Consider the following 25,858-nt stretch of genomic DNA (forward strand, 5'->3'; position numbering starts at 1 on the left):
TAAGGTGGCTGTCCAATTGACTTTGGCATTAACCGTTTGGATTTTGGCCAAAGCAGAAATTTGGAGCATTTGCACTCAGAAATTCTGGTAGTGGATTCTGGCTGGTGCCATTTAGGTTGCATGTCTCAATGAGCTATGGCTTGGCCTCCGAAGGAGCGCCATACTAGGCAGGCGCACGAATCAAAATATTGCAAAATTGCCCAGCGGACGAGGGCGACCTTGCGAGGTCTCTGATAAATGGAACGACGACTTGCTGCTGTTCTCGCGGCCGACATGGCCGGCTACAGCCGGATGATGGAAGCCGATGAAGCCGGTACGCTTGCGCGGCTACGTGCGCACCGCATCGAACTCATTGATCCTGCAATTGCCAAGAACAAGGGCAATATCATCAAGACGACTGGCGATTGCATGCTGGTCGAGTTTCAGAGTGTTGTCGATGCTTTGAAATCCGCTATCGAAATTCAAGAGCGAATGCGTAGGCGCAATGCAGATGTTCCAAAGGAACGACGCATTGAGTTTAGAATTGGGATCAATCTTGGGGATATTATTTTCGAGGACGGCGATATTTTCGGTGACGGGGTAAATATCGCAGCGAGAATAGAAAGCTTGGCTGAGGCCGGCGGCATTTCCGTTACTGCTGCGGTCCACCAACAAGTGGCCGGCAGAACGGGAGCTGTTTTTGAAGATCTTGGAGACAAGACTCTTAAGAATATTTCGCGACCGGTACATGTATTCAGTGTGGCTATAGATTCACTAAAAATCGAAGCCGGTGCGGGCAACGATTCTAAATCCCAGTCTGTTGTAAAGCCATCAATTGCAGTGTTGCCTTTTTCCAATATGAGCGGCGACCCGGAGCAAGAATTTTTTGTTGACGGCCTTACCGAGGATATTCTGACCGAACTAAGTCGCCGTCATGAATTGTTCGTCATTTCCCGGAACTCGACGTTTGTTTACAAGGGGCAAGCGGTCAATGTCCGCGAGATCGCGCAAAAGCTTGGCGCCCAGTATCTGGTTGAGGGAAGCGTCAGAAAGGCGGGCAACAGACTACGCATCACCGTTCAGCTTATTGATGCCGCTAGCGATGCTCATGTGTGGGCGGAGCGATATGACCGCGAACTTGATGATATTTTCTCCGTCCAGGATGAAATTACCACAGCGATAGTCGCGACCCTGCCGGGGCGAGTCGAGGCTGCCCAGCACGATCAACTTAGTCGAAAGACACCATCAAGCTTGGCGGCATATGAGTGCCTCCTGGCGGCCAAGGTCCTGCATCATCGCAGTACTCGTGCAGACAACACTGAGGCGCTCAAGCTGGCTGATCGGGCGGTCGCAATGGACCCGGAGTATGCCCACGCCCGTGCATGGCGTGGATGTATCCTGGGCCAGGCCTGGGGATACGGATGGTGCGAGGACCGCGACGCAACATTCGCCGAAGTCCGCACGGAACTCGAAAAAGCTCTTGCCTTGGACGATAATGACGCCGATGTGCATCGCATATTCGCCGCCGGCAGCATCGTCATGAACGATCTAGACAAAGCGCGCTACCATCAAGAACGAGCTCTCTCGCTCAATCCAAACTATGACCTTGTTGTCGTTCAGATGGGAGAATTGCAAACGTGGCTCGGCAATTCGGAGGAAGGGATTACTTGGATTCAAAAGGCCATGCAGTTAAATCCCCACCACCCGCCACGATTCTGGAGTCATCTGGGCATCGCCAAATTTGGGGCCAAAGACTATGCAGGGTCTATTGAGTCCTTTACCCACCTCTCACCGATGGCCGTGTTGCAGCATGTCTTCGTGGCCGCTGGCTATGGCTGGCTCGGTGACAGTACTGCAGCCGGCGCCCATCTTCAGAAGATCAGGGCGCTTGATCCAAGCTTTGAAATCGAAGCATTTTGTTCGACGTTGCACTACGCCAAACAGTCCGATTGTCAGCATCTTCGCGATGGGCTATCCAAGGCCGGCTATTGAGCCTGCTGATCGGCGACTTTGATACCCCACTGTCACCGGCAACGCTAACTACAAGACCGCAATAATGACCGCGTTCTGGTTTACCATAGCGATATTCAACATCACCGCTCTGTGCCATGGACCTGTTTTTCGAATTCTACTTGGATGCGCCGGAGTTCTTCGACCGCCGCACGTATATCCGAACTATCTGTCACGTTGACCTCTACACGCTCACCAATGTGAGATAGGATTCTTCTCTGCCCGCGGTGCGACGACGATATGAAATCACTGACCCGATACGACTGCACAGGGCGTGAGAATCCCTTTGGCATAACTTGTTCAGCGGGCTCACATGCGACTTGTTCGCCGACTAGCCGGTAAGTGCCATCATCAATCAGAATGCTGTCCGGCTCGGCTAGTGACTCCAGGCGGGCAGCAAGATTTACCGGCCTGCCCAGTATCGTGTAGTCGAGCCTTTGTTCCGAACCGAAATTTCCGACGGTGCAAAAACCGGTTGCCACTCCCATCCTAACTCGCAGTCCGTGAGGAGCGCCTTGTTTCTGCCAGTATTTCTTTAGTTCCTGGACACGCGTTCGCATGCGGATCGCCATTTCGACGCACCGTAAGGCGTCTTCTGTCTCGCCCTCAGTATCTGGGTCTCCAAAAAATACAAGGATCGCATCGCCGATAAACTTGTCGATTGTACCGCCACACTCGATAGCAATAGACGCCATTTCAGAAAGGTACGAATTGACAACTTTTGCGAGTTGCTCTGGTTCCAGAGAATCCGTCAAATCAGAGAAGCTAACGATATCTGAAAGAAATACAGTCAGGTTTTTCCTGCTGTTGGTACGTTTCAAATCAGCACTATCTGAAAAGATGCTCTTGTAAATCTGGGGAGACAAGTACTTCGCGAGCCGTGTCGCCAAGCTCTCTAGTTGTTTGCTTTTTTCCGCGATGAGATCGCGATCTTGCAGCTTCTGTTCAAGAAGTGCCTCCCGCTCCATTCGCAGGTGCCACTCATCTGTGCGATCAACAAACTGCCCCTGAACACCATTTAGATAGTCAAAATGGTCATCGTGCGTTCGCGTTGAAAGCAGAGAGAATACTTTAGCCTCACCGTCTACCTTGACCTCGATGGCAGGGATCATGACCCTTCCCGATTTTTCCATTTCCTCCACATACTCACTGATCTGCGCTTGCGGGACTCCAAGTTGCGTGAGTACATCAGGCATATATGCATCAGTGACATTTCCCAAAACGGGAAAGAAACTTCGGAAGTTTTCGTTTATGCGTTTTATACGCAACTCGTTATCAGCAAAGTAGCAGGCAGTAACTGCATTCTGAAAATTGAAAAAGCTTAGATCCAGAATGCTTGATTGCGTGAAAAATTCTTGAATTTTCATGTGGAAGATACCCCAGCGTTCGATGCTGCAAGTCTCGCCTGCCTCTTTAATTGGGCCAGTTTGCCGGTCACTGCCCCCCAGGTTGTCACAAAGTAGGGTACGCAGTAGGTCAGAACAATTTTCCAGACAGCAGGCATTTCGCCGGCAAGGAAATAGTCACCGTGATTGATTGCTGTGAGGAGTGTGCCAACAATCACCGCTGTGAGCAGTGCTTTTCGCGGTGTGCCGTCCGCAAACATCAGGGCTGTAGTGGGCGGTCTGTGCACGGCAGCAAAACTAGTCTCGCGATTCATGGCCCTGTCTCTGCTGTCAGAATTGGTGTTGTCGTATCACCAGCATTGATTCGCAAAGTGACGTAAGATGGTGGTTGGATATGATCGTCACCGTGACGATTTTTTCGTCAAAGCCGCCCTGCGGTCTTCATCCCTTCGCTGCGCAACGGTTTGCATTGGCGCTACCAATAGCAAGCCAATGGAACATTGCGTCTAAAAAAGACGGGCGGTGTGCTTACCTAGTGCTTACCCTAGGAAAATTGAGTGAGCCAGAATAATCATAAGTTGTTGAAATCACTGGCGCACCCGAGAGGATTCGAACCTCTGACCTCTGCCTTCGGAGGGCAGCGCTCTATCCAGCTGAGCTACGGGTGCGCCGGCGGCGTGACCGTAGCCGAAAGCGCCCCGTGGCGCAAAGCCCGGCAAGGCCCCGCGAGGCGCTGATTTTGCCGGCGCTCGCCACGGCGGTCCGGCAGCGACCCCGGCGCTCCGCTCAGCATATTGGCGCCCGGCGCACGGTGCGACCGCCGCCAGCGGGACGCGCGCCACGACCGCGACGGCGACCGGTCCGAGCTTCGCCGTGGCTGCACCCCATCGTTTTGGCGGGCCCGTGAACGCCAGGTGTGGCGGACGGTATGGTCAAATGACCCATGGTGCGCGCGAGCGCGGGGCGGTCCGACAGTTCATGCTGGCGCGGCCGAAGCCGTCGGATGGGCGGCTGGCGGGGGTGACCGCCCGCAGGGCGGTTGGCGGCGGCGGTTGCCGCTGCCGCGCCGGCTTTGTTGAATGGCGAAGTCGCCGCCGCGCCACGCCGGAGCTCGCCATGACCGACAATCCGTCCGCCACCGTCTTCGATGCCTGGGGCGTCGCCCCCATCATCAACGCCGCCGGCCCCAAGACCCGCCTGTCGGGCGCCATCATGGCGCCGCAGGTGGTGGCGGCCATGGCCGAAGCGGCAGCGCTTTCGGTGGACATGGCCGACCTGCAGGCGGCGGCGAGCGCCGTGATCGCCCGCGCCACCGGCGCCGAGGCCGGTCTTGTCACCGCCGGCGCGTCGGCCGCCCTGTTGCTGGGGACCGCCGCGTGCATCGCCCGGCTGGATCCGGCGGCCATGAACCGGCTGCCTGACACCCGTGGTCTGGCCCGCCAGGTGCTGGTGGCCAAGGGTCAGCGCAACTTCTACGACCATGCGGTGCGGGCCACCGGGGCGCGGCTGGTGGAGATCGGTCTGCCTGACCGCTTCGCCGGGGCCGGTATGCGTGACGCGGAAGCCTGGGAGTATGACCGGGCCATCGGTCCCGGCACGGCGGCGATCCTGTATGTGGCACGGCCGGGCGCCCTGCCGCGGTTGGACGAGGTGGTGGCGGTGGGCCGGGCGCGCAACGTGCCGGTGCTGGTGGATGCGGCAGGCCAGTTGCCGCCGGCGGAGAACCTGCGCGCCTTCACCCATGCGGGCGCCGATCTGGTGGCGTTTTCCGGCGGCAAAGCGATTGGCGGTCCACAGGCCAGCGGCATTCTTGCCGGACGGCGCGACCTGATCGCCTCGGCCAGTCTGCAAATGCTGGATCAGGACGAACGTTTTGACCTGTGGCAGCCGGCACCCGGCCCGGTGCGTAAGGGCGAGATCGTAGGACTGCCGCAGCACGGCATCGGCCGCTCCGCCAAGGTGGGCAAGGAACAGATCGCCGGCTTGCTGACGGCGCTGGACCTGTTTACGGGCACCGACGGCGGCGACCACATGGCGGCGCGGCGCGCCCGATGGCATCAGGAGACAGACGCGCTGATGGCGGCCCTGGCGGCGGCGTCTGGCGCACCGGCGGGAGCGGCGACGGGCGTTGCAGTGCACGGCTATGACAAGGGCGGCGTACCCATGGTGGAACTGCGGCTCGGCGCGGGCGCGCGTCTTAGCGCCGACGCGCTGTATGTGCGCCTGCAGGAAGGCCGGCCGTCGATCCGGGCCAATGGCGAGGTGGCGCACGAGGGCGTGCTGCGCTTTGGCCCGCTGTGCCTGCGGCCCGGCGAAGGCCGATTGGTCGGCGAGCGGGTGGCGGCGCTGCTGGGCGGCGCCAACCTCTAGGTGGCGGCGATAGCCGGTCCCGCCATCGCCACAGTCCGGTCCGGCGGAAAGCGTGGATCGAGTCGACGGTACAGCGCGTCCAGCGCCGCGCCATAGGCCTGTTGCGTATAGTCCCGTGCCATCATCGCCGCATTGTGCCGGCCGATGGCGCGCAGACGGGCCCGGTCCGCCGCCGCCACGTTCAGAGCGCGGCCAAGCGCCGGCGGATCGCCCGGCGCTACCACCGCGCCATGGGCGCCGTCGTGCACCAGCGAGCCCGCATTGGGCGTCACCACCGCATAGAGACCGGCGGCCAGGGCCTCCGAGACAACGCGGGCGGAGCCTTCGGCCAGGCTGGGGAAGACGAACACCTCGGCCGCCTTCATGTGGCGGATGAGGTCATGCCGCGACTGGCGGCCGAGAACCCTTACGCGGCCGGATGCCACAAGCCGTTCGACCACCGACCGCATGTCGGCCTCTACATCGCCGGCCAGGGACAAATGCCAGTCGAGCGCGCGCCCGTCCGCCGTATCGAGCAGGGCGGCGGCGAGATCGGGTACGCCCTTGCGGGCGGAGACGGCGCCGGCGAAGAGCAGACGCAGCGGACCCGCCTCAGGCAGGGAGTTGTCGGGCATCCGGGCGGGTGTATGGGCGATTGCTGCCAGCACCTGATCGTCAATGCCCTGCCAGACGACGCTGATGTCCGCCGCAGGCCAGCCGCGATTGACGAAGGTGTCCCGGACGAAATCCGAATTGGCGACTATATGATCGGCCGCCTCCAGATCGGCCATGACCTGGGGCCAGGGGGATCGGGTCTCCGCCGGCACTGGCTGACCCGGCGGCGGCATCCGCCCGCCGCCTTCGACCAGCGGTCGCAGCAGGTCGGGATGGGCGATGGAGTGGTCTACCAGGATGACGGCGCCGCGCCGCCGGGCCACGTCGATGGACGGTCCGCCGAAGCCGGCGCGCACATGATAGAGCGTCGGCGCCGGTTGCAGACGTTCGAGTATGCGGGCGGCCCGCCGGGCATAGAGGGCGAAGCTGGCCCGGTCCATGGCGTGGTAGTAGCGCCGCGCCAGACGCAACCCGGTCAGGGGACGGAGATCGGCAAGACGGCGCAGATCGGCCACCAGCTCCGCCAGGGCCAGGGGGTGGACGCGTTCGGCGGCGATAAGCTCGCCGCGCGCCAGCAGCCGTTGCAGCCGCGGCCGGCGGTCGAGGCCGGTGGCGCGCAGCAGACTCACAAGGCGCGGCGTCGGCCAGGCGCCGGTAATCAGGGCGGCCAGGGTGCCACGCCGTTCCGCCTCTGCCGCGGCGACGCTCATGGGGAACTTGGCAAAGCCGTTGGAGACCACGAGCATCGGCTACGGACTTCCCTGCACGTTGTGGCTTAGACGATGGACCGCGTCCTGGTCGGCGCCTGACGGAAGGGATGGGGCCGACGACGTAATCCAGGCGGCGATGTCATGGCTGACCCTGTCGCCGGCCAGATCGCGCAACAGCATATGCCAGCCCGTGTCATAAAAGGCAAAGCGCGGTGCATGCGATGTGTGGTTGTCAGGGCCGGTGGCCGGCAGGCCGGCAAGGAACCGCTGCACGGCGTCGGGCGGTATGATCCGGTCTCTGGCGCCGTAGAGAATGAGGCTGCGGCCAGGCAGGGCGGCGGCCTGGCCCTTTGCCTGATCCATCAGACGGGTCAGGCCCCAGGCCACATCCCAGCGGGTAAAGCGCCGGACCAGGGGGTCGTCGGCCAGCGCCCGCAGCATGGCCAGATTGTCCGACGGCAGACGACCGAAGCCGGCGCCGCTGCCGCCGGCCCATGGCACCGTATGGGCAAAGCTCCACAACACGGCGCGGGCCACTACCGGCAGATCGCCATAGCCCCACACGGCGGGCGCCACCAGGATGGCGCCGGCAGTGGGCGGCAGGCCACCGCCCGCATGGGCGTACACAAGGACGGCAGCGCCCATGCTTTCGCCCAGCCCATAAAGCGGCACACCCGGGTGGCGGGCGGCAATCAGGCGGACGGCGCTGGCCAGATCGCTGGCCAGGCCGTCAGCGCCGGGCCACAGGCCGGCGGCCGGCGGCCGGCGCACCGGCCCGGCCGCTGGCGCCGAAGCCACGCTGGTCATAGGCATAGGTGGCGATGCCTGCCGCCGCCCACAGACGGGCCGGCCGGTCAAAGGCCCGGGCATAGTCATTGAGTCCGTGCAGGGCGAGGATGATCGCCCGCGGTTGATCCGGCCCCCAATGGCTGAGAGGCAGTACGGCCCCGTCGGCCATGGCCAGGTGGAGGGTTGCGCCCTGACCGGCGATGGCGGCCGGCCGGGCGGCGGGACCGGGCGCCTGGACCAGCGGCGCACAGGCGGTCAGCAACAGGGACACGATCACGAAGGCCGCCCGGCGGCCGGACAGCGTTGATCGCCGGTGACTCTCGGCTATCATCGGGTGGGCGGCAGGGCCGCAGAGGGGCGGGCGGCAGGTCCGCGATATTTCAGCGATGGCGGGATGGCAATGGCCGGAGAAACGAAGGCGGTTGGCGGTGGCACAGGCCAGACTGTGCCAGAACCGCCGGAGACCGTCACCACCGACAGCCGCGTGGTGGCCTGCGATGGCGACGGTCCCGACGGCCACCCCCGCGTCTGGCTGAACATGGGGGAGGCGACGTCGGTGGATTGCCCCTATTGCGACCGCCGGTTCGTATTGTCCGGCGGCAAGGCCCCGTCAGGCAGCCACTAGGGTCGGACGGCCCCTAGGCGCCGATCGCCATGGCTTTCTTGACGGCGGGGCGGGCGCCCATGGTCTTGGCCCAGCGTTGCAGGTTCTTCAGTTTGGCGACGCCGGGAAAATCGCTGAGGCCATGAACGACGGACGGGTAGACCGCCATGTCGGCCAGCGTAATGTCATCGCCGGCCAGATACTTTGACCGGGCGAGCGCGCCGTCCATCTGCTTGAAATAGCCGAGCGCGCGGTCCTGGAACATTTTCTTCGCCTTGCCGTCGCCGTCCTGGGCAATGGTGCCGATGCGGTAAGCCATGTTGAAGGCCGGCGCCAGATCGGTGGCGAAGAGGGCGAGCCATTCCTGACAACAGGCGCGCTCGCGCGGCGTCGTCGGCATGAAGCGGCCTGACTTGTCCGCCACATAGTTCATGATGGCCCAGGACTGGGTGACGGTTATGGCCTTGCCGTCGGCCGCGGTATCGGCCAGCGCCGGAACGCGGCCCTGCGGATTGGCCTTGAGAAAGGCCTTGGACTTTTTCTTGAAATCGACGACGTGAATCTTGTGCGGCAGGCCTGATTCCAGAAGGGCGATAGCCGCCCGCTGGCCGTTTGTGGTCTTGGCTGTAAAGAGCTCGATCATGGGTGTCCCCGAAAGAACGGAAAGCGGCGAAAGCACCGCCGCGCGCACTCTAGCGCCGGGCCAGGGCGGGCGATACGGGCGGGTCGCGGAACCGGGTAGGGCAGGCTAGACTGAGCCCATGAGCGATAGCGACGCAGCATCCGCCGCCTCGAAAAGCGGAGCCAGGACGGGGTCCCGGGCGAAGGCGGGGCCCCGGGCAAAGGCCGGCGCGAAGGCCAAGGCGGCCGCGGCTCAAATGGCCGTCGCGGGCGGGGCCGGAGCGAGTGCGCCGGCAGAGGTCAGCGCCACGCCGCCGCTGAGCGGTCGGCCGCGGGTCTGTCTGGTTGACGGTTCGGGCTATATTTTTCGCGCCTATCACGCCCTGCCGCCCATGACCCGACCCGACGGCACACCGGTCAACGCGGTCTATGGCTTCACCGCCATGCTTCTGAAGCTGATCGAAGACAATCTCTGCGATCATCTGGCGGTCATCTTCGATACCTCGCGCAAGACCTTCCGGGCCGACATCTATGCCGACTACAAGGCCAACCGGCCACCGCCGCCGGAAGATCTGGCGCCGCAATTCCCGCTCATCCGTGACGCGGTTCGGGCCATGAACGTGCCGGCCATTGAACTTGCCGGATTCGAGGCCGATGACCTGATCGCCAGTTATGCCAGGCGGGCGCTGGAAGCCGACCACGATGTGCTGATCGTCTCGTCTGACAAGGATCTGATGCAGCTTGTGGGGCCGAGCGTGGCCATGCTGGACCCGGTGCGCAACCGGCTGATCGGCGAAGCGGAGGTGCGCGAACGCTTTGGCGTGGGACCGGACAAGGTGGTCGAGGTGCAGGCGCTGGCCGGCGACTCTTCCGACAATGTGCCGGGGGTGCCGGGCATCGGCATCAAGACGGCGGCCGATCTGATCCGGACCTATGGCGATCTGGAATCGCTGCTGTCGCGAGCCGAAGAGATCAAGCAGCCCAAGCGTCGGCAGAACCTGATGGAGCATGCGGCGCTGGCCCGCATCAGCCGGCAACTGGTCCTGTTGCGCGATGACGTGGAGCTGCCGCAAGCGCTTGAGACGCTGCGGTGTGCCGCACCAGAGCCGGAGGTTCTGCTGGAATTCCTGCGCGAACAGGCCTTTCGCACCCTGGCCCAGCGCGCCGCCAGCCGCATGGGTGTTGCCGACAGCCAGGCGACGGAGGGCAGCGACGCGGCGCAGAAGCCGCTGCAGACCGATGGCTACACCCTGATTCAGGATGAAGCCGTGCTGCAGGCATGGATCGCCGAGGCGACGGAGCGGGGCGTGCTGGGGCTGGATACGGAAACCACGTCGCTGGATGCGGTGGCGGCGGAGCTGGTCGGCGTGTCCCTGGCGCTGGCGCCGGGCCAGGCGGCCTATATCCCGCTTGGCCATGTGGCGCCGGACGGGGCCGATCTGGCGGAGCGGGCGGCCGGCCGCGGCGAAGCGCCCGAGCAGATTCCCCTGGCCCGGGCCATCGCCCTGCTCAAACCGCTGCTGGAAGACCCGGCCGTGCTCAAGGTCGGGCATAATCTGAAATACGACATGGTGGTACTCGGTCGCCACGGCATTGCGGTAGCGCCCTATGACGACACCATGACCCTGAGCTACGTGCTGGATAACGGGCTGCACGGTCATGGGCTGGACGCGCTGGCCACCCTGATGCTGGGGCACGAGACCATAAAGTTCGCCGATGTGGCGGGCAGCGGCCGCAACAAGGTGACCTTCGACCATGTGCCGCTGGACAAGGCGCTGGCCTATGCGGCGGAAGACGCCGACGTCACCCAGCGGCTGCATACGCTGCTGAAGCCGCGGCTGGTGTCAGAGCGCATGGCCCGGGTCTATGAACATATCGACCGGCCGCTGATCGCCACGGTCGCCGCCATGGAGCAGGTGGGCATTCGTCTCGACCGGCCACAGCTCGTGCGCATCAGCAATGAGTTCGCAGAACGTATCGCGGCGCTGGAGGTGGAGGTGTTCCGCCTGGCCGGCCATGGGTTCAAGATCGGCTCGCCGCGCCAGTTGGGCACGGTACTGTTTGACGAGATGGGTCTGCCGGCGGTTCGCAAGACACGCGGCGGCGACCACGCCACGGGCGCGGAAATCCTGGAGGATCTGGCGGCCCAGGGCCATGAGATCGCGGCCCGCGTCATGGACTGGCGTCAACTGTCGAAGCTGAAAAGCACCTATGCGGATTCGCTGGTGGAGCAGATCAATCCGCGCACCGGTCGCGTCCATACGTCCTACGCGCTGGCCGCCACCAGCACCGGCCGCCTGTCCTCGACCGATCCCAATCTGCAGAATATTCCGGTGCGGACGGAAGAAGGGCGACGCATCCGCTCGGCCTTCGTGGCGGAAGCGGGCAACAAGCTGGTGAGCCTGGACTACTCACAGATTGAGTTGCGGCTGGTGGCGGAGATGGCCGGCATTGATGCCCTGCGCCAGGCGTTTCACGATGGCCTGGACATTCACGCCATGACCGCGGCGGAGGTGTTCGGCGTGCCGCTGGCCACTATGGACGCCGCCACCCGGCGGCGCGCCAAGGCCATCAACTTCGGTATCATCTATGGCATCAGCCCGTTTGGCCTGGCCCGCCAACTGGCCATCCCGCAGGCCGAGGCGCGGGCCTATATCGCCACCTATTTCGAACGCTTTCCCGGCATCCAGGACTATATGGAGCGGACCAAGACAGCCTGTCGCGAGCAGGGTTTTGTGGAAACCCTGTTCGGGCGCAAATGCCACATCGCCGGCATCAGGGACAAGAACCCGGCCCACCGCAGTTTCGCTGAACGCCAGGCGATCAACGCGCCGATTCAGGGTTCGGCCGCCGACATTATCAAGCGCGCCATGAACCGCATGCCGGCCGCGCTGGATGACGCCGGATTGACGGCCCGCATGTTGCTGCAGGTCCATGACGAGCTGTTGTTTGAAGCGCCGGAGCCGGAGGTGGAGAGCCTGATCGGCGTGGCGCGCAAGGTCATGGAGGCGGCGACGGATCCGTGGCTCACACTCTCCGTACCGCTGGTGGCCGACGCCGGCGTGGGCGATACCTGGGATTCGGCGCACTAAGTTGCGGTGGCCGGCGGATTTTCCGCAGGAGTCTGGGACGGCTGCAATTTTATACAAATCTGATCGGCATTTTTCGATCAAGTTATTGAAATTGCGGGAAAATTGAAAACGAAACTGCTTGGGGTTTGTGGCGAGGTCGGGCTTAATTCGGGCCGATATCAACCGGCAACCATGCCGCCTGGAGACAGGATCATGCAGTATCAACCGTTCTATGAAGTTGCCGTGTGGTCCGCTGGCGAATGGCGCGTGACGGACTCCATCGCCGACCGTGACGAGGCCATGGGCCTCGCCCGCAAGATGATTCACGAGGCCGGCGTTCAGGGCGTGCAGGTCAGCGAGGAACGCTTCGACCCCACATCGGAACTGTTCCGCCAGCGTGTGCTGTTCCGCCGTCAACCGGAGACCCGGCGCGCCGGACGCCGCCAGTCACACTATCGCGACGTTGACCCGGTACGGTTGATCGGTGCGCCGGCCCTGGGTGGACGTCAGCGGCGGGGGCGGCGGGCGGCGCGCAGCGGCGCCACAGCCCTCACCGGCCTGACGGTGGGGCTGCTGATGGGTGGATTGCTGATCGCCTTCGCCGTGTCGCGCTTCGGGTCGCTGCTGGTCGGGTTCTAGGCACTGGCCCCGCCGGCCCCCCGTCAGCCGACGGGTGCGGCTCAGGCAAACGCCTCTTCCCACGACCCGCTGGTCGAGGCCTTGGAATACTCCGTCGCCCGGTTCTCAAAGAAATTGGTGTGTTCCACCGCATTGAGCATCTCGTCCATCCACGGCAGAGGGTGGGTGGTGATGCCGTAGATCGGCTCCAGGCGAAGCTGACGCAGGCGGTGGTCGGCGATATAGCGGATATAGGTTTTGACATCCGCCGCGGTCATGCCCTCGATCCCGCCCATTTCAAAGGCCAGGTCAATGAAGGCATCCTCATGGCTGACGATGGTGCGGCACGCCGCCACCAGGTCGGCCTGCAGCGCCGGGGTCCACACCTCGGGGTTCTCATCGAGGAAGGTGCGGTAGAGACGGATGATGGAATGGGTGTGCAGCGACTCATCGCGGATTGACCAGGAGACGATCTGGCCCATGCCCTTCATCTTGTTGAAGCGCGGAAAGTTCATGAGCATGGCGAAGCTGGCGAAGAGTTGCAGCCCTTCGGTGAAGCCGCCGAAGACCGCCAGGGTGGTGGCGATGCCGTTCTTCGTGTCACAGCCGAACTGCTGCATATAGTCGTACTTGTCCTTCATCTGCTTGTATTCGAGGAAGGTGGAATACTCGCTCTCCGGCATGCCGATGGTGTCGAGCAGATGCGAATAGGCGGCAATGTGCACCGTCTCCATATTGGAGAAGGCGGCCAGCATCATCTGCACCTCGGTTGGCTTGAACACCTGCGAATAGTGCTTCATGTAGCAGTTGTTCACTTCCACATCGGCCTGCGTGAAGAAGCGGAAAATCTGCGTCAGGAGATTGCGTTCCGCCGGTGTCAGGTTCTGGTGCCAGTCCTTCACATCGTCGGCCAGCGGCACTTCCTCCGGCAGCCAGTGGATGCGCTGCTGGGTGAGCCAGGCGTCATAGCACCAGGGATACTGAAACGGCTTGTAGGCGATATCCGACTGCAGCAACGACATGGCTGCGCCCTCCTGTTGTGATCTTGTGCACGCCGGCCCGTTCTGTCGCGGGCGCGTGAACGCGGGGGTCTTAGCGGGTACGGCGGCCTGGCCAGGCGACGGCCCGGCCGGCGACAATCGTCCAGGCGCCGGCCCCGATGGCGCCGAAAAGGTGGCGCTCTATCGGTGACCGGCTGGGGTCCCATGACAGGCGATAGAAGTGCGGGTCACGCCCCGGAATGACCGGCGCGGTCTGCCATGCCCGGTCCACCGGGTCGGCCCCACCGGCAGGCGTCGGGGCGGCGGCGGCCGGCGCCGACGTGGCCGGCCGGCCCCGGGTTTCCGCTACTGGCAGGAGAGGCATTCGTCGTCAATCCCGACCGGCGCGGCGACGGCCGGGCCCGCGGCCAGGGATGCAGGATCGGCCGCCGGCGTTTCGCCGGAGCCGGCCGTGCGGTCATCCACCGAGGCCCGCTGGATGGACATGGAGCGGCAGTAGTAGAGGCTCTTCACGCCCTTCTTCCAGGCCCGCAGGTGAATCTGGTGGAGGTCGCGCTTGTGCACATCGGCGGGGAGGAAAATGTTGAGCGACTGGGCCTGACAGATAAAGGGCGCGCGATCCGCCGCCAGATCGATCAACCAGCGCTGGTCGATTTCAAAGGCGGTCTTGAACACGTCCTTTTCATCCTGGCTGAGGAAGTCGAGGTGCTGGACCGAGCCTTTGTTGCGGGTGATACCGGCCCATACCTCTTCACTGTCGCGATCTTTTTCCGCCAGCAGCCGGGCCAGCGCCTGGTTGCGCACGGTGAAGGAGCCGGACAGCGTCTTGTGCGCGAAAACATTGGCGGCAATAGGCTCAATCCCCGGCGACGCGCCGCCGGCGATGATCGAGATGGAGGCGGTGGGCGCGATAGCCAGCTTGTTGGAGAAGCGCTCCTGGATGCCATAGTCGGCGGCGTCGGGGCAGGCGCCGCGTTCCGCCGCCAGAGCGACGGATGCGGCATCGGCCTGGCCACGGATGTGGGCGAAGATTTTACGGTTCCACACCTTGGCCATGACCGATTCGATGGGCACACCGCGGTCCTGCAGGAAGGAGTGCAGGCCCATAACGCCGAGGCCGACGCTGCGCTCGCGCATGGCCGAGTATTTCGCCCGATCGAAGGAATCAGGTGCTGTATCGATGAAATCCTGCAGCACATTATCGAGGAAGCGCATGATGTCCTCGATAAAGCGCCCGTCGCCCTGCCATTCATCCCAGGTCTGCAGGTTGAGGGAGGAGAGGCAACACACGGCGGTGCGCTGCCGGCCATCCTTGTCGAGGCCGGTGGGCAGGGTGATCTCGCTGCACAGGTTGGACGATTTGACGTTGAGGCCAGCCAGCTTGTGGTGTTCGGGAATGGCCCGATTCACATGGTCAATGAACAGGAGATAAGGCTCACCCGTCTCGACCCGCGCCGACAGCAGGCGGATCCACAGGGAGCGGGCGGAGATGGTGCGCATGACGGCACCGTCCTTGGGACTGCGCAGGGCCCACGGCTCATCCGCCTCTACCGCCCGCATGAAGGCGTCGCTGACGGCGACACCCTGATGCAGGTTGAGCGCCTTGCGATTGGGGTCGCCGCCGGTGGGGCGACGCATCTCGACGAACTCCTCGATCTCGGGATGGTCCACCGGCAGATAGACGGCGGCCGAGCCACGGCGCAGCGAGCCCTGGCTGATGGCCAGCGTCAGGGAATCCATCACCCGGATGAAGGGGACGACGCCGGAGGTCTTGCCATTGCGGCCGACGGTCTCGCCGATGGAGCGCAGATTGCCCCAATAGCTGCCGATGCCGCCGCCGCGGGCGGCGAGCCAGACATTTTCATTCCACAGCCCGACAATGCCTTCGAGCGAGTCCGACGCCTCGTTGAGGAAGCAGGAGATGGGCAGGCCGCGCCCCATCTTGCCGGCAGTGCCGGTGCCGCCATTGGACAGCACCGGCGTCGCCGGCATGACCCACAGGCGCGAGATATAGTCGTAGAGGCGCTGGGCGTGCGGTGAATCGTCCGCATAGTGGGCGGCGACCCGGGCGAACAGATCCTGATAACCCTCGCCCGGCAGCAGGTAGCGATCATTCAGGGTGGCCTTGCCAAACGCGGTCAGCAAGGCGTCGCGGCGACGGTCCAGGTGGACGCGGATGCCGCGCTCGTTCTGGAACTCGCTGGCCGTCGTCCGGTCCAGGCTTGTGGACAGATCGTCGCCGGCGCTTTCGTCCACCAGCCATTCATTCTCGCCATGGTCGCCCGCCGGCCCGTTCATCCCGGCGATTGGTGAATTGTCCACAGACCTGTCCGCTGGGCGGACCCGGTCCGACGCGGGGTGTGGCGGTTCCGCCAGGGCGTCGGTGCGCGGGTTTTCCCGCAGTGCAATCGGGCTGCCGTCCATGTCGCGTCCCCTTTATCCGCCTCTGGAAAAGGCGGTCGCTCACTTATCCACAGCCGGAGCCGGTCTTGAGCGTTTTTCCCCATGATCCGCGCCAAGCCCTTCTGATTCAGGGCATAACCACAAGATGTGGCGAGCGCGAACACGAACCTTACCAAATGTTGATAAGGTCGACACCTGAACAAATAGAGAACATCAATGTGACTCGACAAACGTGAAGAGTCGACAGGAATCTTTGCCCGAATCCTTGCAGGCCATGGGCGGCAAATCGGACTGACGAATTACGGGCGCGGCGGGCTGGCTGGTGCCGCCTATCGTCCGGCCCCTGATGCCGGCGGCAGGCGGCGGTCAGGCGGCCAGATGGCGGGCGTGAAACGCCAGATGATCGGCGATGAAGGTGGCAATGAAGAAATAGGAATGATCATAGCCGTCCTGCATGCGCAGGGTGCAGGGCTGGCCTGCCTGGCGCGCCGCCTCGGCAAAACGCGTCGGCCGCAATTGCTCGTCCAGGAAGGGGTCGTCGCCGCCCTGATCAATCAGGATCTCCACATCGGGCTGCGGCGCCTGACGCACCAGCTCGGTGGCGTCCCACGCCCGCCAGGCTTCGCGGTCCTCGCCCAGATAGCCGTTGAACGCCTTCTCGCCCCATGGGCAGGCCACGGGATTGGCGATGGGGGCGAAGGCGGAGACGCTCCGATAGCGGCCGGGATGGCGCAGCGCCGTCACCAGTGCGCCGTGGCCGCCCATGGAATGGCCGGCGATGGCGCGGCGCTGATGATCGGCCGGGAAGTGCGTCTCGATCAGAGCGGGAAGCTCGCCGGCCACATAGGACTGCATGCGGTAATGGCTCGCCCAGGGTGCCCTGGTGGCGTCCACATAGAAGCCGGCGCCGCTACCGAAGTCGAAGGAGTCGTGCTCGCCCGGCAGGTCGAGACCGCGCGGGCTGGTGTCCGGTGCCACCAGCATCAGCCCCAGCTCGGCGGCCATGCGCTGGGCGCCGGCCTTCTGGGTGAAATTGTCCTCCGTGCAGGTCAGGCCCGACAGCCAGTAAAGAACCGGCACGGGCGCGTGTTCCGCCTGCGGCGGCACGAACACCGCGAAACGCATGGGCGTCTTTGTTTCGGCCGAGTGGTGCTGCCAGGTCTCCACCCGGCCGCCGAAGCACAGGGTCTGGCTGATGCGTTCAGGCTGTGGCAACGCGGTCATGGCAAGGCAACGGGGGTGGACACCGCGACCGACACCTTAGTCAAAGGTGACGACGCTGCGGATGGACTTCCCCGCATGCATCAGATCGAAGGCCTTGTTGATGTCCTCCAGCGGCATCTTGTGGGTGATCAGTTCGTCAATGCGGATCTTGCCGTCCATGTACCAGTCGACGATTTTCGGCACGTCCGTGCGGCCCTTCATGCCGCCGAAGGCGGTGCCCTGCCAGACCCGGCCGGTGACCAGCTGGAACGGCCGGGTGGCGATTTCCTGCCCCGCCCCGGCGACGCCGATGACGGTGGAGACGCCCCAGCCGCGATGGGCCGATTCCAGCGCCTGGCGCATGGTCGCCACATTGCCGATGCACTCAAAGGTATAGTCGCCGCCGCCTTTGGTCAGCTCCACCAGGTGAGGCACGATCTCGCCCTTGATCTCTTTGGGGTTGACGAAGTGGGTCATGCCGAAGGCCTCGGCCATGGGGATTCTGGCGTTATTGATGTCAACGCCAACGATCATGTCGGCGCCGGCCAGCTTCGCCCCCTGAATGACATTGAGGCCGATGCCGCCAAGACCGAAGACGATGACGGACGCGCCGGGCTCCACCTTCGCCGTGCGGATCACCGCGCCGATGCCGGTGGTGACGCCGCAGCCGATGTAGCAGACCACGTCGAAGGGCGCGTCGGGACGAATCCTGGCCAGCGCGATTTCCGGCAGCACCGTGTGATTGGCGAAGGTGGAGCAGCCCATATAGTGGTGCAGCATCTTGCCGTCCTTGGAGAAGCGACTGGTGCCGTCGGGCATGACGCCCTTGCCCTGGGTGGCGCGGATGGCCACGCACAGGTTGGACTTGCCGCTGAGGCAGTATTCGCACTGGCGACATTCCGGCGTGTAGAGCGGAATCACATGATCGCCCTTCTTCAGGTTGGTGACGCCGGGCCCCACATCGAGCACGACGCCGGCCCCTTCATGGCCGAGGATGGCGGGGAACAGGCCTTCGGGATCGCCGCCGGAGAGGGTGAAGGCGTCGGTGTGGCAGATGCCGGTGGCTTTGATCTCCACCAGAACCTCACCGGCCTTGGGGCCATCCAGCTGCACGGTTTCGATGGTCAGCGGCTTGCCGGCTTCCCAGGCAATGGCGGCGCGGGTATCCATGGTTTCCCTCTTTATCTCTGCATCACGACGTCACAGGGCAGCCTGTGAGCGGTGGCCGGTCACGGCACGGCCGGCATTAGATCATGGCCCGCCGGCGGAATCACCCCGGCCGGTCGGACGGGATGGCCGGCCGGCCGGCAGGGCGGAGACCGGGTGAACGACGGGTCCACAGGTATGGGGGCGGGTGCCGGGGGAACGTGAACGGATTGAAAGGGGGGCGGATTGAAAAGGGTGGCAGGGGCCGTCAGGCGGCCAACGCCCAACGCACGATCTCGGCCATGACCTCGGGCGGCGTGCCAAAACGCAGGACCAGCCGCACCCGGCCGTCCGGTCCAACCAGATAGGTGAAGGCCGAGTGGTCCATCAGATAGTCGCTGGCCTCGTCATCGTCATGGCGGGCATAGAACACACGATAGCCGCGCGCCGCCTCGGCAATGGCCGCCGCATCGCCGGTCAGGCCAATCAGGTCGGGATGGAACAGCGCCACATAGGTGGCCAGGTGGGCGGGCGTGTCGCGGGCCGGATCCACGGTGATGAAGAGCGGCGCCAGATCATCAGCCGCCGGACCCAGGAGACGCAGGGCGCCGGCAATGTCGACGAGGGTGGTGGGGCAGACATCGGGGCAGAAGGTGTAGCCGAAATTGACCAGCAGGAAGCGACCGCGGAAGTCCGCGTCGCTGACCGGCCGGCCCAGATGGTCCACCAGGTGGAACGGGCCGCCCAGATCCTGACCCGGCAGGATGACCGCCTGGCGCGCCGCCGGGCTGAGGCCGGCCATGTGGGATCCGGCTGAATCCGGCCGGGACGGCGCATAGACGCCCCACAGCAGGGCGATGATGCCGCCGGCGAGAAGCACGGCGAGACCGGCGAGCAGAACGGGACGACGCATGGCGGGCCTTCAGACTGGTTTGGTCAATGGATTTGCTGTGAGCGGGTCGGGTTGGCGGCGATGGGTTGGGGTCGGCTGAGTGGCGACGCGCAGCGACCAACAGACTAGTCTTCGATGGCCGGCTGGCCAGCCCGGCCGGCGGTCGCGGTCATCACGGCTGGAAGAGGCCGGTGGCGCGGCAAACCGGCCGGGGCCGGCAGACAGCGGAAAACCGTCCGCAGGGAGACGAAATAAGGCCATAATTGCCTGCCAAGACACAATAAGGGCCCGACGCCTGTCTTAACGCCTGTCTCATCCACGGCCATGAGTTGCATGGCCGCAGTTCCAAGACCAATCGTTCCACCGCTGCGAGACCCGCCCCATGACCCAGCGCATTGCCCTGATCGACGATGACCGCAACATTCTGGCCTCCGTCACCATGGCGCTGGAGGCGGAAGGGTTCGCCGTGACCACCTATCCCGACGGCGCCGAGGCGCTGCGTGGTCTGACCGACAAGCCGGCCGATCTGGCGGTGCTCGACATCAAGATGCCAAAGATGGACGGGATGGAACTGCTGGGCCGCCTGCGCAAGATGTCCGCCCTGCCGGTGATCTTCCTCACCAGCAAGGACGACGAGGTGGACGAGGCCATGGGCCTGCGCATGGGGGCGGACGATTATATCAAGAAGCCGTTTTCCCAGCGTCTGCTGATCGAGCGCATCCGCGCCGTGCTGCGCCGTCACGCGCCGGCGGCGGATGGTCGGGCGCGGGAGCTGCCCAGCGCGTCGGCAATCATGCGGGGTGATCTTCTGCTTGACCCGGCGCGTCACGAATGCCGCTGGAAGAATGTGCGCATTGATCTGACGGTGACGGAATTTCTTCTGTTGCAGGCGCTGGCGCAGCGACCCGGTCACGTCAAGAACCGTGACCAGCTTATGGACGCGGCCTATGGCGATAATGTTTATGTGGATGATCGCACTATCGACAGTCACATCAAGCGCATGCGCAAGAAGTTCAAGGATGCGGACCCGGACTTCGGTGAGATCGAAACCCTCTACGGTCTGGGCTATCGCTACCGCGACGCCTGAGGTCCGCGACCGCAGCAGGGCCGGCCGCCGGGCTGAAAGGAGGCGCTGTGGGTCGGCGGGCTGACATACACAGCGAAGCGGACGACGGCCGGTCGGCCACCCGTCGCGCCGCCGGCTGGCACGCGCCGCGCCGGCCGCGCCGTCGGCGCGGTCCCTCGCTTCTGACGGCCCGCATCCTGGCGATCAATCTTCTTGCCCTGGCGATCCCCGTGGGCGGCCTGCTTTTTCTCGACCAGTACCGGGTGGCGCTGATCGAGGCGCGGCTGGAGGCCCTTCGCGTGCAGGGCGAGATCTTCGCCGGCGCGCTGGGCGAGGTGGCCGCGCAGAACAGCGTGGCGATTGATGAATCACTGGAGCCGCAGGCGGCCAGCGCCATGCTGCGCCGCTTGATTGCGCCGGCCGGCGATGTGCGGGCGCGACTGTTTATCAGTGACGGCACCCTGCTGGTGGACAGCCGCACCCTGACCGGACCATCGGCCAGTATTCTGACGGAGAGTCTTCCGCCACCGGCCAGACCCAGCCTGGCCGGTCGCGCCGTCGCCCTGGTGGAACGACTGCTGCTGGACTGGACGCCCGGCTATGAACCCCTGCCGGTCTATCGCGAACAGCCGGTCAGTCACGCGGACGATTATGCCGAGGCCAGTCGGGCGCTGCGCGGCACGGCGGCCAGCGCCGTCCGGGCCAGTGAGGACGGCGGCCTGATTCTGTCCTATGCGGTGCCCGTGCAGCGCTACCGCCAGGTGGCCGGCAGCCTGCTGCTGACCACCGACGATTCCGAGATTGTTCTGAGCCTGCGCGACGTCCGTCGCAACGTGCTGGCCCTCTTCGCCCTGGCCATGGCGGTCAGCATCGTCCTGTCGCTCTATCTGGCGCGGGCGATCAGCCGGCCCATCCGCCGGCTGGCGGCGGCGGCCGACCGGGTAAGGCGGGGCCAGGGGCAGATCACCGCCATCCCCGATTTCTCCAGGCGACGTGATGAAATCGGCGAACTGTCCAGCGCGCTGCGCGACATGACCGAGGCGCTGGCCCAGCGCATGACCGCTATTGAGGCCTTCGCCGCCGACGTGGCGCACGAGATCAAGAACCCGCTGTCGAGTCTGCGCAGTGCGGTGGAGACCGCGGCCCGGCTGCACGACCATCAGCAGCAGGAAAAGCTGATGGCCATCATTGAAGATGATGTGCGCCGGCTTGACCGGCTGATCACCGATATTTCGGAGGCCAGCCGGGTGGATGCGGAAATGGCGCGGGCGGAGGGCGAGCCGGTGGACATGTACCGTCTGGCCGAGGCCTTTGCCGACAGTTTCAACAGCGGCGCGCTCGGCGATCCGGACCGGCGGCAGGCGGCAGACCGGCCGGTGGTGCGGCTGGAGCCCGGGCCGGAAGAGGCGGCGAATGACACCTTCACCGTACAAGGGGCGGAATCGCGGCTTGGCCAGGTGCTGCGTAATCTGCTGGCCAATGCGGAGTCGTTCAGCCCGCCGCGCGGGATCATCCTGCTGCGTCTGTCGCGCCAGCGCGATTTCGTGCGCCTGGAAGTCATGGACCAGGGACCGGGCATACCGCCAGGCAAGGAAGAGGCGGTCTTTGGCCGTTTCTACAGCGACCGTCCGGCGGGCGAGGCATTCGGTCGCCATTCCGGTCTGGGCCTGTCCATCTCGCGGCAGATCGCCGAAAACCATGACGGCAGCCTGACGGTCCGCAACCGGCGGGACGGCGATGACGGGGCGGTGACCGGCGCCTGCTTCGTTCTTGACTTGCCGATCCCTGACTGACCCGGGGTGGCCAACCTGTGGCATGATCGTGCGGGCCCCGGCGGGCGGGCGACAGCCGGCCCGCGGGCGGGCAGAAGGGTTGTGACCGGATGAGCGGCGACGAGGACGGCCTGGCAATGGATGGCCGTGAACAAGGTTCGGCCGGACGGGTCGGGTCTGGCGCTGCCAGCGGACCCACCGGCGCATGACATGACAGGGCGCGGCATGACGGTGCATGGCACGGCGGTGGTGGTGGCCGGCCAGGCCGTGCTGCTGACCGGCCCGCCGGGCAGCGGCAAGTCGGACCTGGCCTTGCGCCTGATGGATCGCGGCGGACGCCTGCTGGCGGATGACCGGACGGAATTGCGGGTAGATGATCAGGGCGCGCGCCGGGGTGGCCAACCGCGTCTTGTGGCGCGACCGTCGCCGGCCATCGCCGGCCGGCTGGAGATACGGGGCGTCGGTCTGGTGACGGTGCCGTGGGTGGCCGAGGCGCCACTGGCGCTGGTCGCCGTGCTGACAGCGCCGGAGATGGTGGAACGCCTGCCGCAGCGAGAGACAGAGACTCTTCTGGGTGTCCATGTGCCGCGGCTGGCGATTGCACCGTTCGAGGCGTCGGCACCGCTCAAGCTGGAGCGGGCGCTGGCCTCCCTTGATCCGGGCTGCTCCGCTGCCCTGGCTGACCTGTTGCCGGCCGCGACGGAACGGGCCATGAGTGTACAGGTGGTGTCCTTCGCTTTCCCTGGCGGTGTGCCGGGCGACAGTCATCTGGTATTCGATGTACGTTTCCTGGCCGATCCCCATGGCGATCCGGCGCTGCGTCCGCTTGATGGCCGGGCGCCGCGCGTGCAGGCGGTGGTGCGGGCGGACCCTGCCTATGGGTCGTTCATGGCTGGCGTGACGGAGCTGATAACCCGTCTCGCGCCACGCTATGAGCAAAACGGGCGGCGGTGTCTGAGGCTGGCCATCGGCTGCGCCGGCGGACAGCACCGCTCCGTCGCCGTGGCGGAGGAGCTGGCGGTGCTTTTGACCGCCGCCGGTTGGCCGGTCAGGGTGTGCCACCGCGAGCTTGGCGTGGCGGGTGGAGCGGAGACGGGCGTGCGGTTAGCGCAGCCGATGCAGGGGGAGGGGACATGATCGGCCTGGTGATCGTTACGCACGGCCGGCTGGCGGCAGAGTTCGTTGCGGCGCTGGAGCATGTGGTGGGGCCACAGCCGGCGGTGGCGGCCATCTGCATTGAGCCCGACGACGACATGGAGGCGCGTCGGCAGGAGATTCTCGACCGCGTGGTGGCGGTGGACAGCGGCAAGGGAACCATCGTCCTGACCGACATGTTTGGCGGCACACCGTCCAACCTGGCCATCTCCATCATGGGCGACCGGCTGGTGGAGGTGCTGGCCGGCATCAACCTGCCCATGCTGGTCAAGCTGGCCAGTGTGCGCGGCGAGGCGGAGCTCGGCGATGCGGTGGCGGTGGCGCAGGAAGCAGGCCGCAAATACATCGCCGTCGCCTCGGCCTTGCTGCAGGACGGCGAGGCATGACGCGCGAAGTTGCCCGCCGGGCTGCGGCGGATGCGGAACGCAGCGTCACCATCATCAACCGTCTTGGTTTGCACGCCAGGGCGGCGGCCAAGTTCGTGCGAACCGCAGAGGCGTTCGAGGCGGAAATCTTCGTGCGCCGCGGCGAGACGGAAGTCTCCGGACGGTCGCTGATGGGGCTGATGATGCTGGCCGCCGGGCCGGGCACGAGCCTGGTGCTGTCGGCCAGTGGCGATGACCGGCTGGCCGCGCTGACGGCGCTGGAAGCGTTGGTCCGGCGACGCTTCGACGAGGAGTGAGAGCGGCAACGATGGCCAAAGCGCGAACCAAACGGCGGTCGGAGCACCTGTTTCAGGGGGTTGGCGTATCCGGTGGCATCGCCATCGGTCCCGCCCATGTGGTGACGCCGGGGGCGGCCCATGTGCCGCGCCACGCCATCGCGCGCCGCGCCGTGAGCGCAGAGCGCAAGCGCTTTGCCGAGGCGGTGGACAAGGCGCGCAAGCAGATTCAGAAGCTTGTGCAGCGCAGCCGCGCCCTGCCGGCCGGGGCGGCGGAGGAGGTTGGCTTCCTGCTGGATGCCAGCCTCGCCATGCTTGGTAGATCGCGTCTGGTGCGCGGCGTTGACGAGCGCATCGCCCGTGATCTGGTCAATGCGGAGGCGGCGGTAGAGGACGAGATCGCCGCCATCGCCCACGGCTTCGCGCAGATGGCGGATGAGTATTTCGCCGCCCGGGTCAATGACGTGCGCGAAGTCGGCGCGCGGCTGGTGCGCAATCTGACGCGGGAGCCCTATCAGGCGTTTTCTGACCTGCCGGCCGGCACCATCCTGGTGGCCGAGGAGCTGACGCCGGCCGATACCGCCCTGATGGACCCCAGCCGCATTGCCGGTTTCGTCGCCAGCGCCGGCGGCATCGAGGGTCATACGGCGATCATGGCGCGGGCGTTGAGCCTGCCCTCGGTCCTGGGCGTGCCGGACCTTCTGGCCCATGTACTGCACGGCGACGACGTGATCGTTGACGGCGAGTCCGGACAGGTGGTGATCAACCCGACGGCAGCCACCCGCCAGCGCTTCGATACCCGCCGCCGCGCCCTGCAGCGGCGCATGCGGCAACTGGCCCGCTTGCGCGACCTGCCGGCGGAAACCCGCGACGGCGAGATCATTCAGCTACAGGCCAATCTGGAGCTGCCGCGTGAGCTGGATACGGCGCTGGCAGCCGGCGCCAGCGGCGTCGGTCTGCTGCGCAGCGAGTTCGTGTTCATGAACCGCAGCGACCTGCCGAGCGAGGATGAGCAATATCTGGTGCTGCGCACACTGGTCGACGGCATGGCCGGCCGGCCGATCACCGTGCGTACGCTTGATGTGGGCGGCGAGAAGCTGTGGGATTCTCTCGGCGGTATGAGCCAGGGGCCGAACCCGGTTCTGGGCTTGCGCGCGATTCGCCTGTCGCTGCGTTATCCGGCCCTGCTGGAGACCCAACTGGCGGCGATTTTGCGGGCCGGCGCGCACGGGCCGCTGCGCATTCTGTTGCCGATGATCTCCACGGTCGCCGAGGTGACGGCGGCGCGGGCGGCGATGGTGCGCGTCGCCCGCCGGCTGCGCCGGCGCAAGGTGGCGATTGCCGATCCGCTGCCGCCGCTGGGCGTCATGATCGAGGTGCCGAGTGCGGCGCTGATTGCCGATGCTCTGGCGAAGACCGCGGATTTCTTCGCCATCGGCACCAATGACCTGACCCAGTATACGCTGGCCATCGACCGCACCGACGATCAGGTGGCCTATCTCTATGATCCGCTGCACCCGGCGGTGCTCAAGCTGATTGCGCTGACCGTGGCGGCCGCCGCCCGGCGCGGCATCCCGGTATCGCTGTGCGGCGAAATGGCCGGCGACCCCCGTCTGGCGCCGCTGTTGCTGGGGCTTGGGGTGCGTGAACTGTCCATGGCGCCCGGCAGCCTGCTGCGGGTCAAGGCCAGGGTCAGGACGGTGGATATGGCGCTGGCCCGGCGCAAGGTGACGCAGGCGCTGGACGCCGGCGACAGCGCCGCGGTGGCAAAGGCGATTGCCAGCCTGAACAGCGGCCCGGACTGAGACCGCGCGCACCGTCCGGACCGCTGTCGCGTCGCTGTGCGG

23 protein-coding genes and 1 tRNA gene are annotated in these 25,858 nt (G+C 65.1%); 11 read left to right on the plus strand and 13 right to left on the minus strand.

Annotated elements, in window-relative coordinates:
* The first annotated feature begins 237 nt into the window (after positions 1 to 237).
* Complete coding sequence (locus tag RIE31_09015; protein ID MEQ8640730.1) at positions 238 to 1,971, plus strand: adenylate/guanylate cyclase domain-containing protein; 1,734 nt, start codon at positions 238 to 240, stop codon at positions 1,969 to 1,971.
* 101 nt (positions 1,972 to 2,072) lie between these two features.
* On the opposite strand, the gene RIE31_09020 is transcribed toward RIE31_09015, so the two are convergent.
* The 3 genes from RIE31_09020 to RIE31_09030 form a co-directional block, all read right to left on the minus strand.
* Positions 2,073 to 3,356 carry an adenylate/guanylate cyclase domain-containing protein gene (locus tag RIE31_09020; protein ID MEQ8640731.1) on the minus strand — a complete coding sequence of 428 codons (1,284 nt, stop codon included), beginning with the start codon at positions 3,354 to 3,356 and terminating at the stop codon, positions 2,073 to 2,075.
* Positions 3,353 to 3,649, minus strand: coding sequence for a nitrate/nitrite transporter NrtS (gene nrtS / locus RIE31_09025; GenBank protein MEQ8640732.1), 297 nt, complete (start codon positions 3,647 to 3,649; stop codon positions 3,353 to 3,355). Before nrtS ends, RIE31_09020 begins: the two co-directional genes overlap by 4 nt.
* A gap of 277 nt (positions 3,650 to 3,926) precedes the next feature.
* A tRNA-Arg gene (locus RIE31_09030) sits at positions 3,927 to 4,003 on the minus strand.
* 268 nt (positions 4,004 to 4,271) lie between these two features.
* On the opposite strand from RIE31_09030, the gene RIE31_09035 reads away from it, so the two are divergent.
* A complete protein-coding gene (locus tag RIE31_09035; GenBank protein ID MEQ8640733.1) occupies positions 4,272 to 5,705 on the plus strand; it encodes a selenocysteine synthase in 1,434 nt (477 codons plus the stop codon).
* On the opposite strand, the gene RIE31_09040 is transcribed toward RIE31_09035, so the two are convergent.
* Genes RIE31_09040 through RIE31_09050 form a run of 3 tightly spaced genes read right to left on the minus strand, consistent with a single transcriptional unit; the run spans position 5,702 to position 8,075 of the window.
* A complete protein-coding gene (locus RIE31_09040; GenBank protein MEQ8640734.1) occupies positions 5,702 to 7,045 on the minus strand; it encodes a glycosyltransferase family 4 protein in 1,344 nt (447 codons plus the stop codon). The two genes, RIE31_09035 and RIE31_09040, sit on opposite strands and share 4 nt — an antisense overlap.
* Positions 7,046 to 7,048: 3 nt before the next feature.
* On the minus strand, positions 7,049 to 7,822 hold the full coding sequence (locus tag RIE31_09045) for an alpha/beta hydrolase (GenBank protein ID MEQ8640735.1): 774 nt from the start codon (positions 7,820 to 7,822) through the stop codon (positions 7,049 to 7,051).
* Positions 7,740 to 8,075 (minus strand): alpha/beta hydrolase, encoded by a 336-nt coding sequence (locus RIE31_09050; protein MEQ8640736.1) that lies wholly within the window; start codon positions 8,073 to 8,075, stop codon positions 7,740 to 7,742. Before RIE31_09050 ends, RIE31_09045 begins: the two co-directional genes overlap by 83 nt.
* 168 nt (positions 8,076 to 8,243) lie before the next feature.
* On the opposite strand from RIE31_09050, the gene RIE31_09055 reads away from it, so the two are divergent.
* Positions 8,244 to 8,423, plus strand: coding sequence for a zinc-finger domain-containing protein (locus RIE31_09055; GenBank protein ID MEQ8640737.1), 180 nt, complete (start codon positions 8,244 to 8,246; stop codon positions 8,421 to 8,423).
* Between the two features lie 13 nt (positions 8,424 to 8,436).
* Here the strand turns inward: RIE31_09055 and RIE31_09060 are convergent, their stop codons facing one another.
* On the minus strand, positions 8,437 to 9,045 hold the full coding sequence (locus RIE31_09060; protein ID MEQ8640738.1) for a glutathione S-transferase family protein: 609 nt from the start codon (positions 9,043 to 9,045) through the stop codon (positions 8,437 to 8,439).
* 235 nt (positions 9,046 to 9,280) lie between these two features.
* Between RIE31_09060 and polA the strand changes: the two genes are divergently transcribed.
* Both polA and RIE31_09070 read left to right on the plus strand, forming a co-directional pair.
* Positions 9,281 to 12,115 carry a DNA polymerase I gene (gene polA, locus RIE31_09065; GenBank protein ID MEQ8640739.1) on the plus strand — a complete coding sequence of 945 codons (2,835 nt, stop codon included), beginning with the start codon at positions 9,281 to 9,283 and terminating at the stop codon, positions 12,113 to 12,115.
* Between the two features lie 192 nt (positions 12,116 to 12,307).
* Positions 12,308 to 12,733 carry a hypothetical protein gene (locus tag RIE31_09070; protein MEQ8640740.1) on the plus strand — a complete coding sequence of 142 codons (426 nt, stop codon included), beginning with the start codon at positions 12,308 to 12,310 and terminating at the stop codon, positions 12,731 to 12,733.
* A gap of 41 nt (positions 12,734 to 12,774) precedes the next feature.
* Here the strand turns inward: RIE31_09070 and RIE31_09075 are convergent, their stop codons facing one another.
* From RIE31_09075 to RIE31_09100, 6 genes are all read right to left on the minus strand, one after another.
* Positions 12,775 to 13,734 carry a ribonucleotide-diphosphate reductase subunit beta gene (locus tag RIE31_09075; protein ID MEQ8640741.1) on the minus strand — a complete coding sequence of 320 codons (960 nt, stop codon included), beginning with the start codon at positions 13,732 to 13,734 and terminating at the stop codon, positions 12,775 to 12,777.
* 70 nt (positions 13,735 to 13,804) lie between these two features.
* Positions 13,805 to 14,077: a hypothetical protein gene (locus tag RIE31_09080; GenBank protein MEQ8640742.1), complete on the minus strand. Its 273-nt coding sequence runs from the start codon at positions 14,075 to 14,077 to the stop codon at positions 13,805 to 13,807.
* On the minus strand, positions 14,059 to 16,011 hold the full coding sequence (locus tag RIE31_09085; protein ID MEQ8640743.1) for a ribonucleoside-diphosphate reductase subunit alpha: 1,953 nt from the start codon (positions 16,009 to 16,011) through the stop codon (positions 14,059 to 14,061). The genes RIE31_09080 and RIE31_09085 overlap by 19 nt, the downstream gene beginning before the upstream one ends.
* A gap of 471 nt (positions 16,012 to 16,482) precedes the next feature.
* Positions 16,483 to 17,340: an S-formylglutathione hydrolase gene (gene fghA / locus RIE31_09090; protein MEQ8640744.1), complete on the minus strand. Its 858-nt coding sequence runs from the start codon at positions 17,338 to 17,340 to the stop codon at positions 16,483 to 16,485.
* Between the two features lie 36 nt (positions 17,341 to 17,376).
* Positions 17,377 to 18,489 (minus strand): S-(hydroxymethyl)glutathione dehydrogenase/class III alcohol dehydrogenase, encoded by a 1,113-nt coding sequence (locus RIE31_09095; GenBank protein ID MEQ8640745.1) that lies wholly within the window; start codon positions 18,487 to 18,489, stop codon positions 17,377 to 17,379.
* A gap of 244 nt (positions 18,490 to 18,733) precedes the next feature.
* A complete protein-coding gene (locus tag RIE31_09100; GenBank protein ID MEQ8640746.1) occupies positions 18,734 to 19,378 on the minus strand; it encodes an SCO family protein in 645 nt (214 codons plus the stop codon).
* A 361-nt stretch (positions 19,379 to 19,739) separates the two neighbouring features.
* Between RIE31_09100 and RIE31_09105 the strand changes: the two genes are divergently transcribed.
* The 6 genes from RIE31_09105 to ptsP all read left to right on the plus strand — a co-directional run bounded on the left by RIE31_09105 (position 19,740) and on the right by ptsP (position 25,816).
* A complete protein-coding gene (locus tag RIE31_09105; protein MEQ8640747.1) occupies positions 19,740 to 20,444 on the plus strand; it encodes a response regulator transcription factor in 705 nt (234 codons plus the stop codon).
* Between the two features lie 47 nt (positions 20,445 to 20,491).
* Positions 20,492 to 22,216 carry a stimulus-sensing domain-containing protein gene (locus RIE31_09110; GenBank protein MEQ8640748.1) on the plus strand — a complete coding sequence of 575 codons (1,725 nt, stop codon included), beginning with the start codon at positions 20,492 to 20,494 and terminating at the stop codon, positions 22,214 to 22,216.
* 189 nt (positions 22,217 to 22,405) lie between these two features.
* Complete coding sequence (locus RIE31_09115; GenBank protein MEQ8640749.1) at positions 22,406 to 23,332, plus strand: RNase adapter RapZ; 927 nt, start codon at positions 22,406 to 22,408, stop codon at positions 23,330 to 23,332.
* Entirely contained in the window at positions 23,329 to 23,736 is a 408-nt protein-coding gene (locus RIE31_09120) for a PTS sugar transporter subunit IIA (GenBank protein MEQ8640750.1), read from the plus strand. Before RIE31_09115 ends, RIE31_09120 begins: the two co-directional genes overlap by 4 nt.
* A complete protein-coding gene (locus tag RIE31_09125; protein ID MEQ8640751.1) occupies positions 23,733 to 24,032 on the plus strand; it encodes an HPr family phosphocarrier protein in 300 nt (99 codons plus the stop codon). Before RIE31_09120 ends, RIE31_09125 begins: the two co-directional genes overlap by 4 nt.
* An 11-nt stretch (positions 24,033 to 24,043) precedes the next feature.
* Positions 24,044 to 25,816: a phosphoenolpyruvate--protein phosphotransferase gene (ptsP, locus tag RIE31_09130; GenBank protein ID MEQ8640752.1), complete on the plus strand. Its 1,773-nt coding sequence runs from the start codon at positions 24,044 to 24,046 to the stop codon at positions 25,814 to 25,816.
* The last annotated feature ends 42 nt before the right edge of the window (positions 25,817 to 25,858 follow it).

This window comes from Alphaproteobacteria bacterium (assembly GCA_040218575.1).
Classification (GTDB): domain Bacteria; phylum Pseudomonadota; class Alphaproteobacteria; order JAVJRE01; family JAVJRE01; genus JAVJRE01.

What these genes read in the sequence shown, in the direction of transcription:
- RIE31_09080 (MEQ8640742.1), bottom strand. Translation starts at nt 14,077, where the DNA reads ATGCCTCTCCTGCCAGTAGCGGAAACCCGGGGCCGGCCGGCCACGTCG.
- ptsP (MEQ8640752.1), top strand. Translation starts at nt 24,044, where the DNA reads ATGGCCAAAGCGCGAACCAAACGGCGGTCGGAGCACCTGTTTCAGGGG.
- RIE31_09020 (MEQ8640731.1), bottom strand. Translation starts at nt 3,356, where the DNA reads ATGAAAATTCAAGAATTTTTCACGCAATCAAGCATTCTGGATCTAAGC.
- RIE31_09060 (MEQ8640738.1), bottom strand. Translation starts at nt 9,045, where the DNA reads ATGATCGAGCTCTTTACAGCCAAGACCACAAACGGCCAGCGGGCGGCT.
- RIE31_09120 (MEQ8640750.1), top strand. Translation starts at nt 23,329, where the DNA reads ATGATCGGCCTGGTGATCGTTACGCACGGCCGGCTGGCGGCAGAGTTC.
- RIE31_09125 (MEQ8640751.1), top strand. Translation starts at nt 23,733, where the DNA reads ATGACGCGCGAAGTTGCCCGCCGGGCTGCGGCGGATGCGGAACGCAGC.
- RIE31_09045 (MEQ8640735.1), bottom strand. Translation starts at nt 7,822, where the DNA reads ATGCCTATGACCAGCGTGGCTTCGGCGCCAGCGGCCGGGCCGGTGCGC.
- fghA (MEQ8640744.1), bottom strand. Translation starts at nt 17,340, where the DNA reads ATGACCGCGTTGCCACAGCCTGAACGCATCAGCCAGACCCTGTGCTTC.
- RIE31_09075 (MEQ8640741.1), bottom strand. Translation starts at nt 13,734, where the DNA reads ATGTCGTTGCTGCAGTCGGATATCGCCTACAAGCCGTTTCAGTATCCC.
- RIE31_09040 (MEQ8640734.1), bottom strand. Translation starts at nt 7,045, where the DNA reads ATGCTCGTGGTCTCCAACGGCTTTGCCAAGTTCCCCATGAGCGTCGCC.
- RIE31_09115 (MEQ8640749.1), top strand. Translation starts at nt 22,406, where the DNA reads ATGACAGGGCGCGGCATGACGGTGCATGGCACGGCGGTGGTGGTGGCC.
- RIE31_09105 (MEQ8640747.1), top strand. Translation starts at nt 19,740, where the DNA reads ATGACCCAGCGCATTGCCCTGATCGACGATGACCGCAACATTCTGGCC.
- RIE31_09095 (MEQ8640745.1), bottom strand. Translation starts at nt 18,489, where the DNA reads ATGGATACCCGCGCCGCCATTGCCTGGGAAGCCGGCAAGCCGCTGACC.
- RIE31_09015 (MEQ8640730.1), top strand. Translation starts at nt 238, where the DNA reads ATGGAACGACGACTTGCTGCTGTTCTCGCGGCCGACATGGCCGGCTAC.
- RIE31_09070 (MEQ8640740.1), top strand. Translation starts at nt 12,308, where the DNA reads ATGCAGTATCAACCGTTCTATGAAGTTGCCGTGTGGTCCGCTGGCGAA.
- nrtS (MEQ8640732.1), bottom strand. Translation starts at nt 3,649, where the DNA reads ATGAATCGCGAGACTAGTTTTGCTGCCGTGCACAGACCGCCCACTACA.
- RIE31_09035 (MEQ8640733.1), top strand. Translation starts at nt 4,272, where the DNA reads ATGACCCATGGTGCGCGCGAGCGCGGGGCGGTCCGACAGTTCATGCTG.
- RIE31_09085 (MEQ8640743.1), bottom strand. Translation starts at nt 16,011, where the DNA reads ATGAACGGGCCGGCGGGCGACCATGGCGAGAATGAATGGCTGGTGGAC.
- RIE31_09100 (MEQ8640746.1), bottom strand. Translation starts at nt 19,378, where the DNA reads ATGCGTCGTCCCGTTCTGCTCGCCGGTCTCGCCGTGCTTCTCGCCGGC.
- polA (MEQ8640739.1), top strand. Translation starts at nt 9,281, where the DNA reads ATGGCCGTCGCGGGCGGGGCCGGAGCGAGTGCGCCGGCAGAGGTCAGC.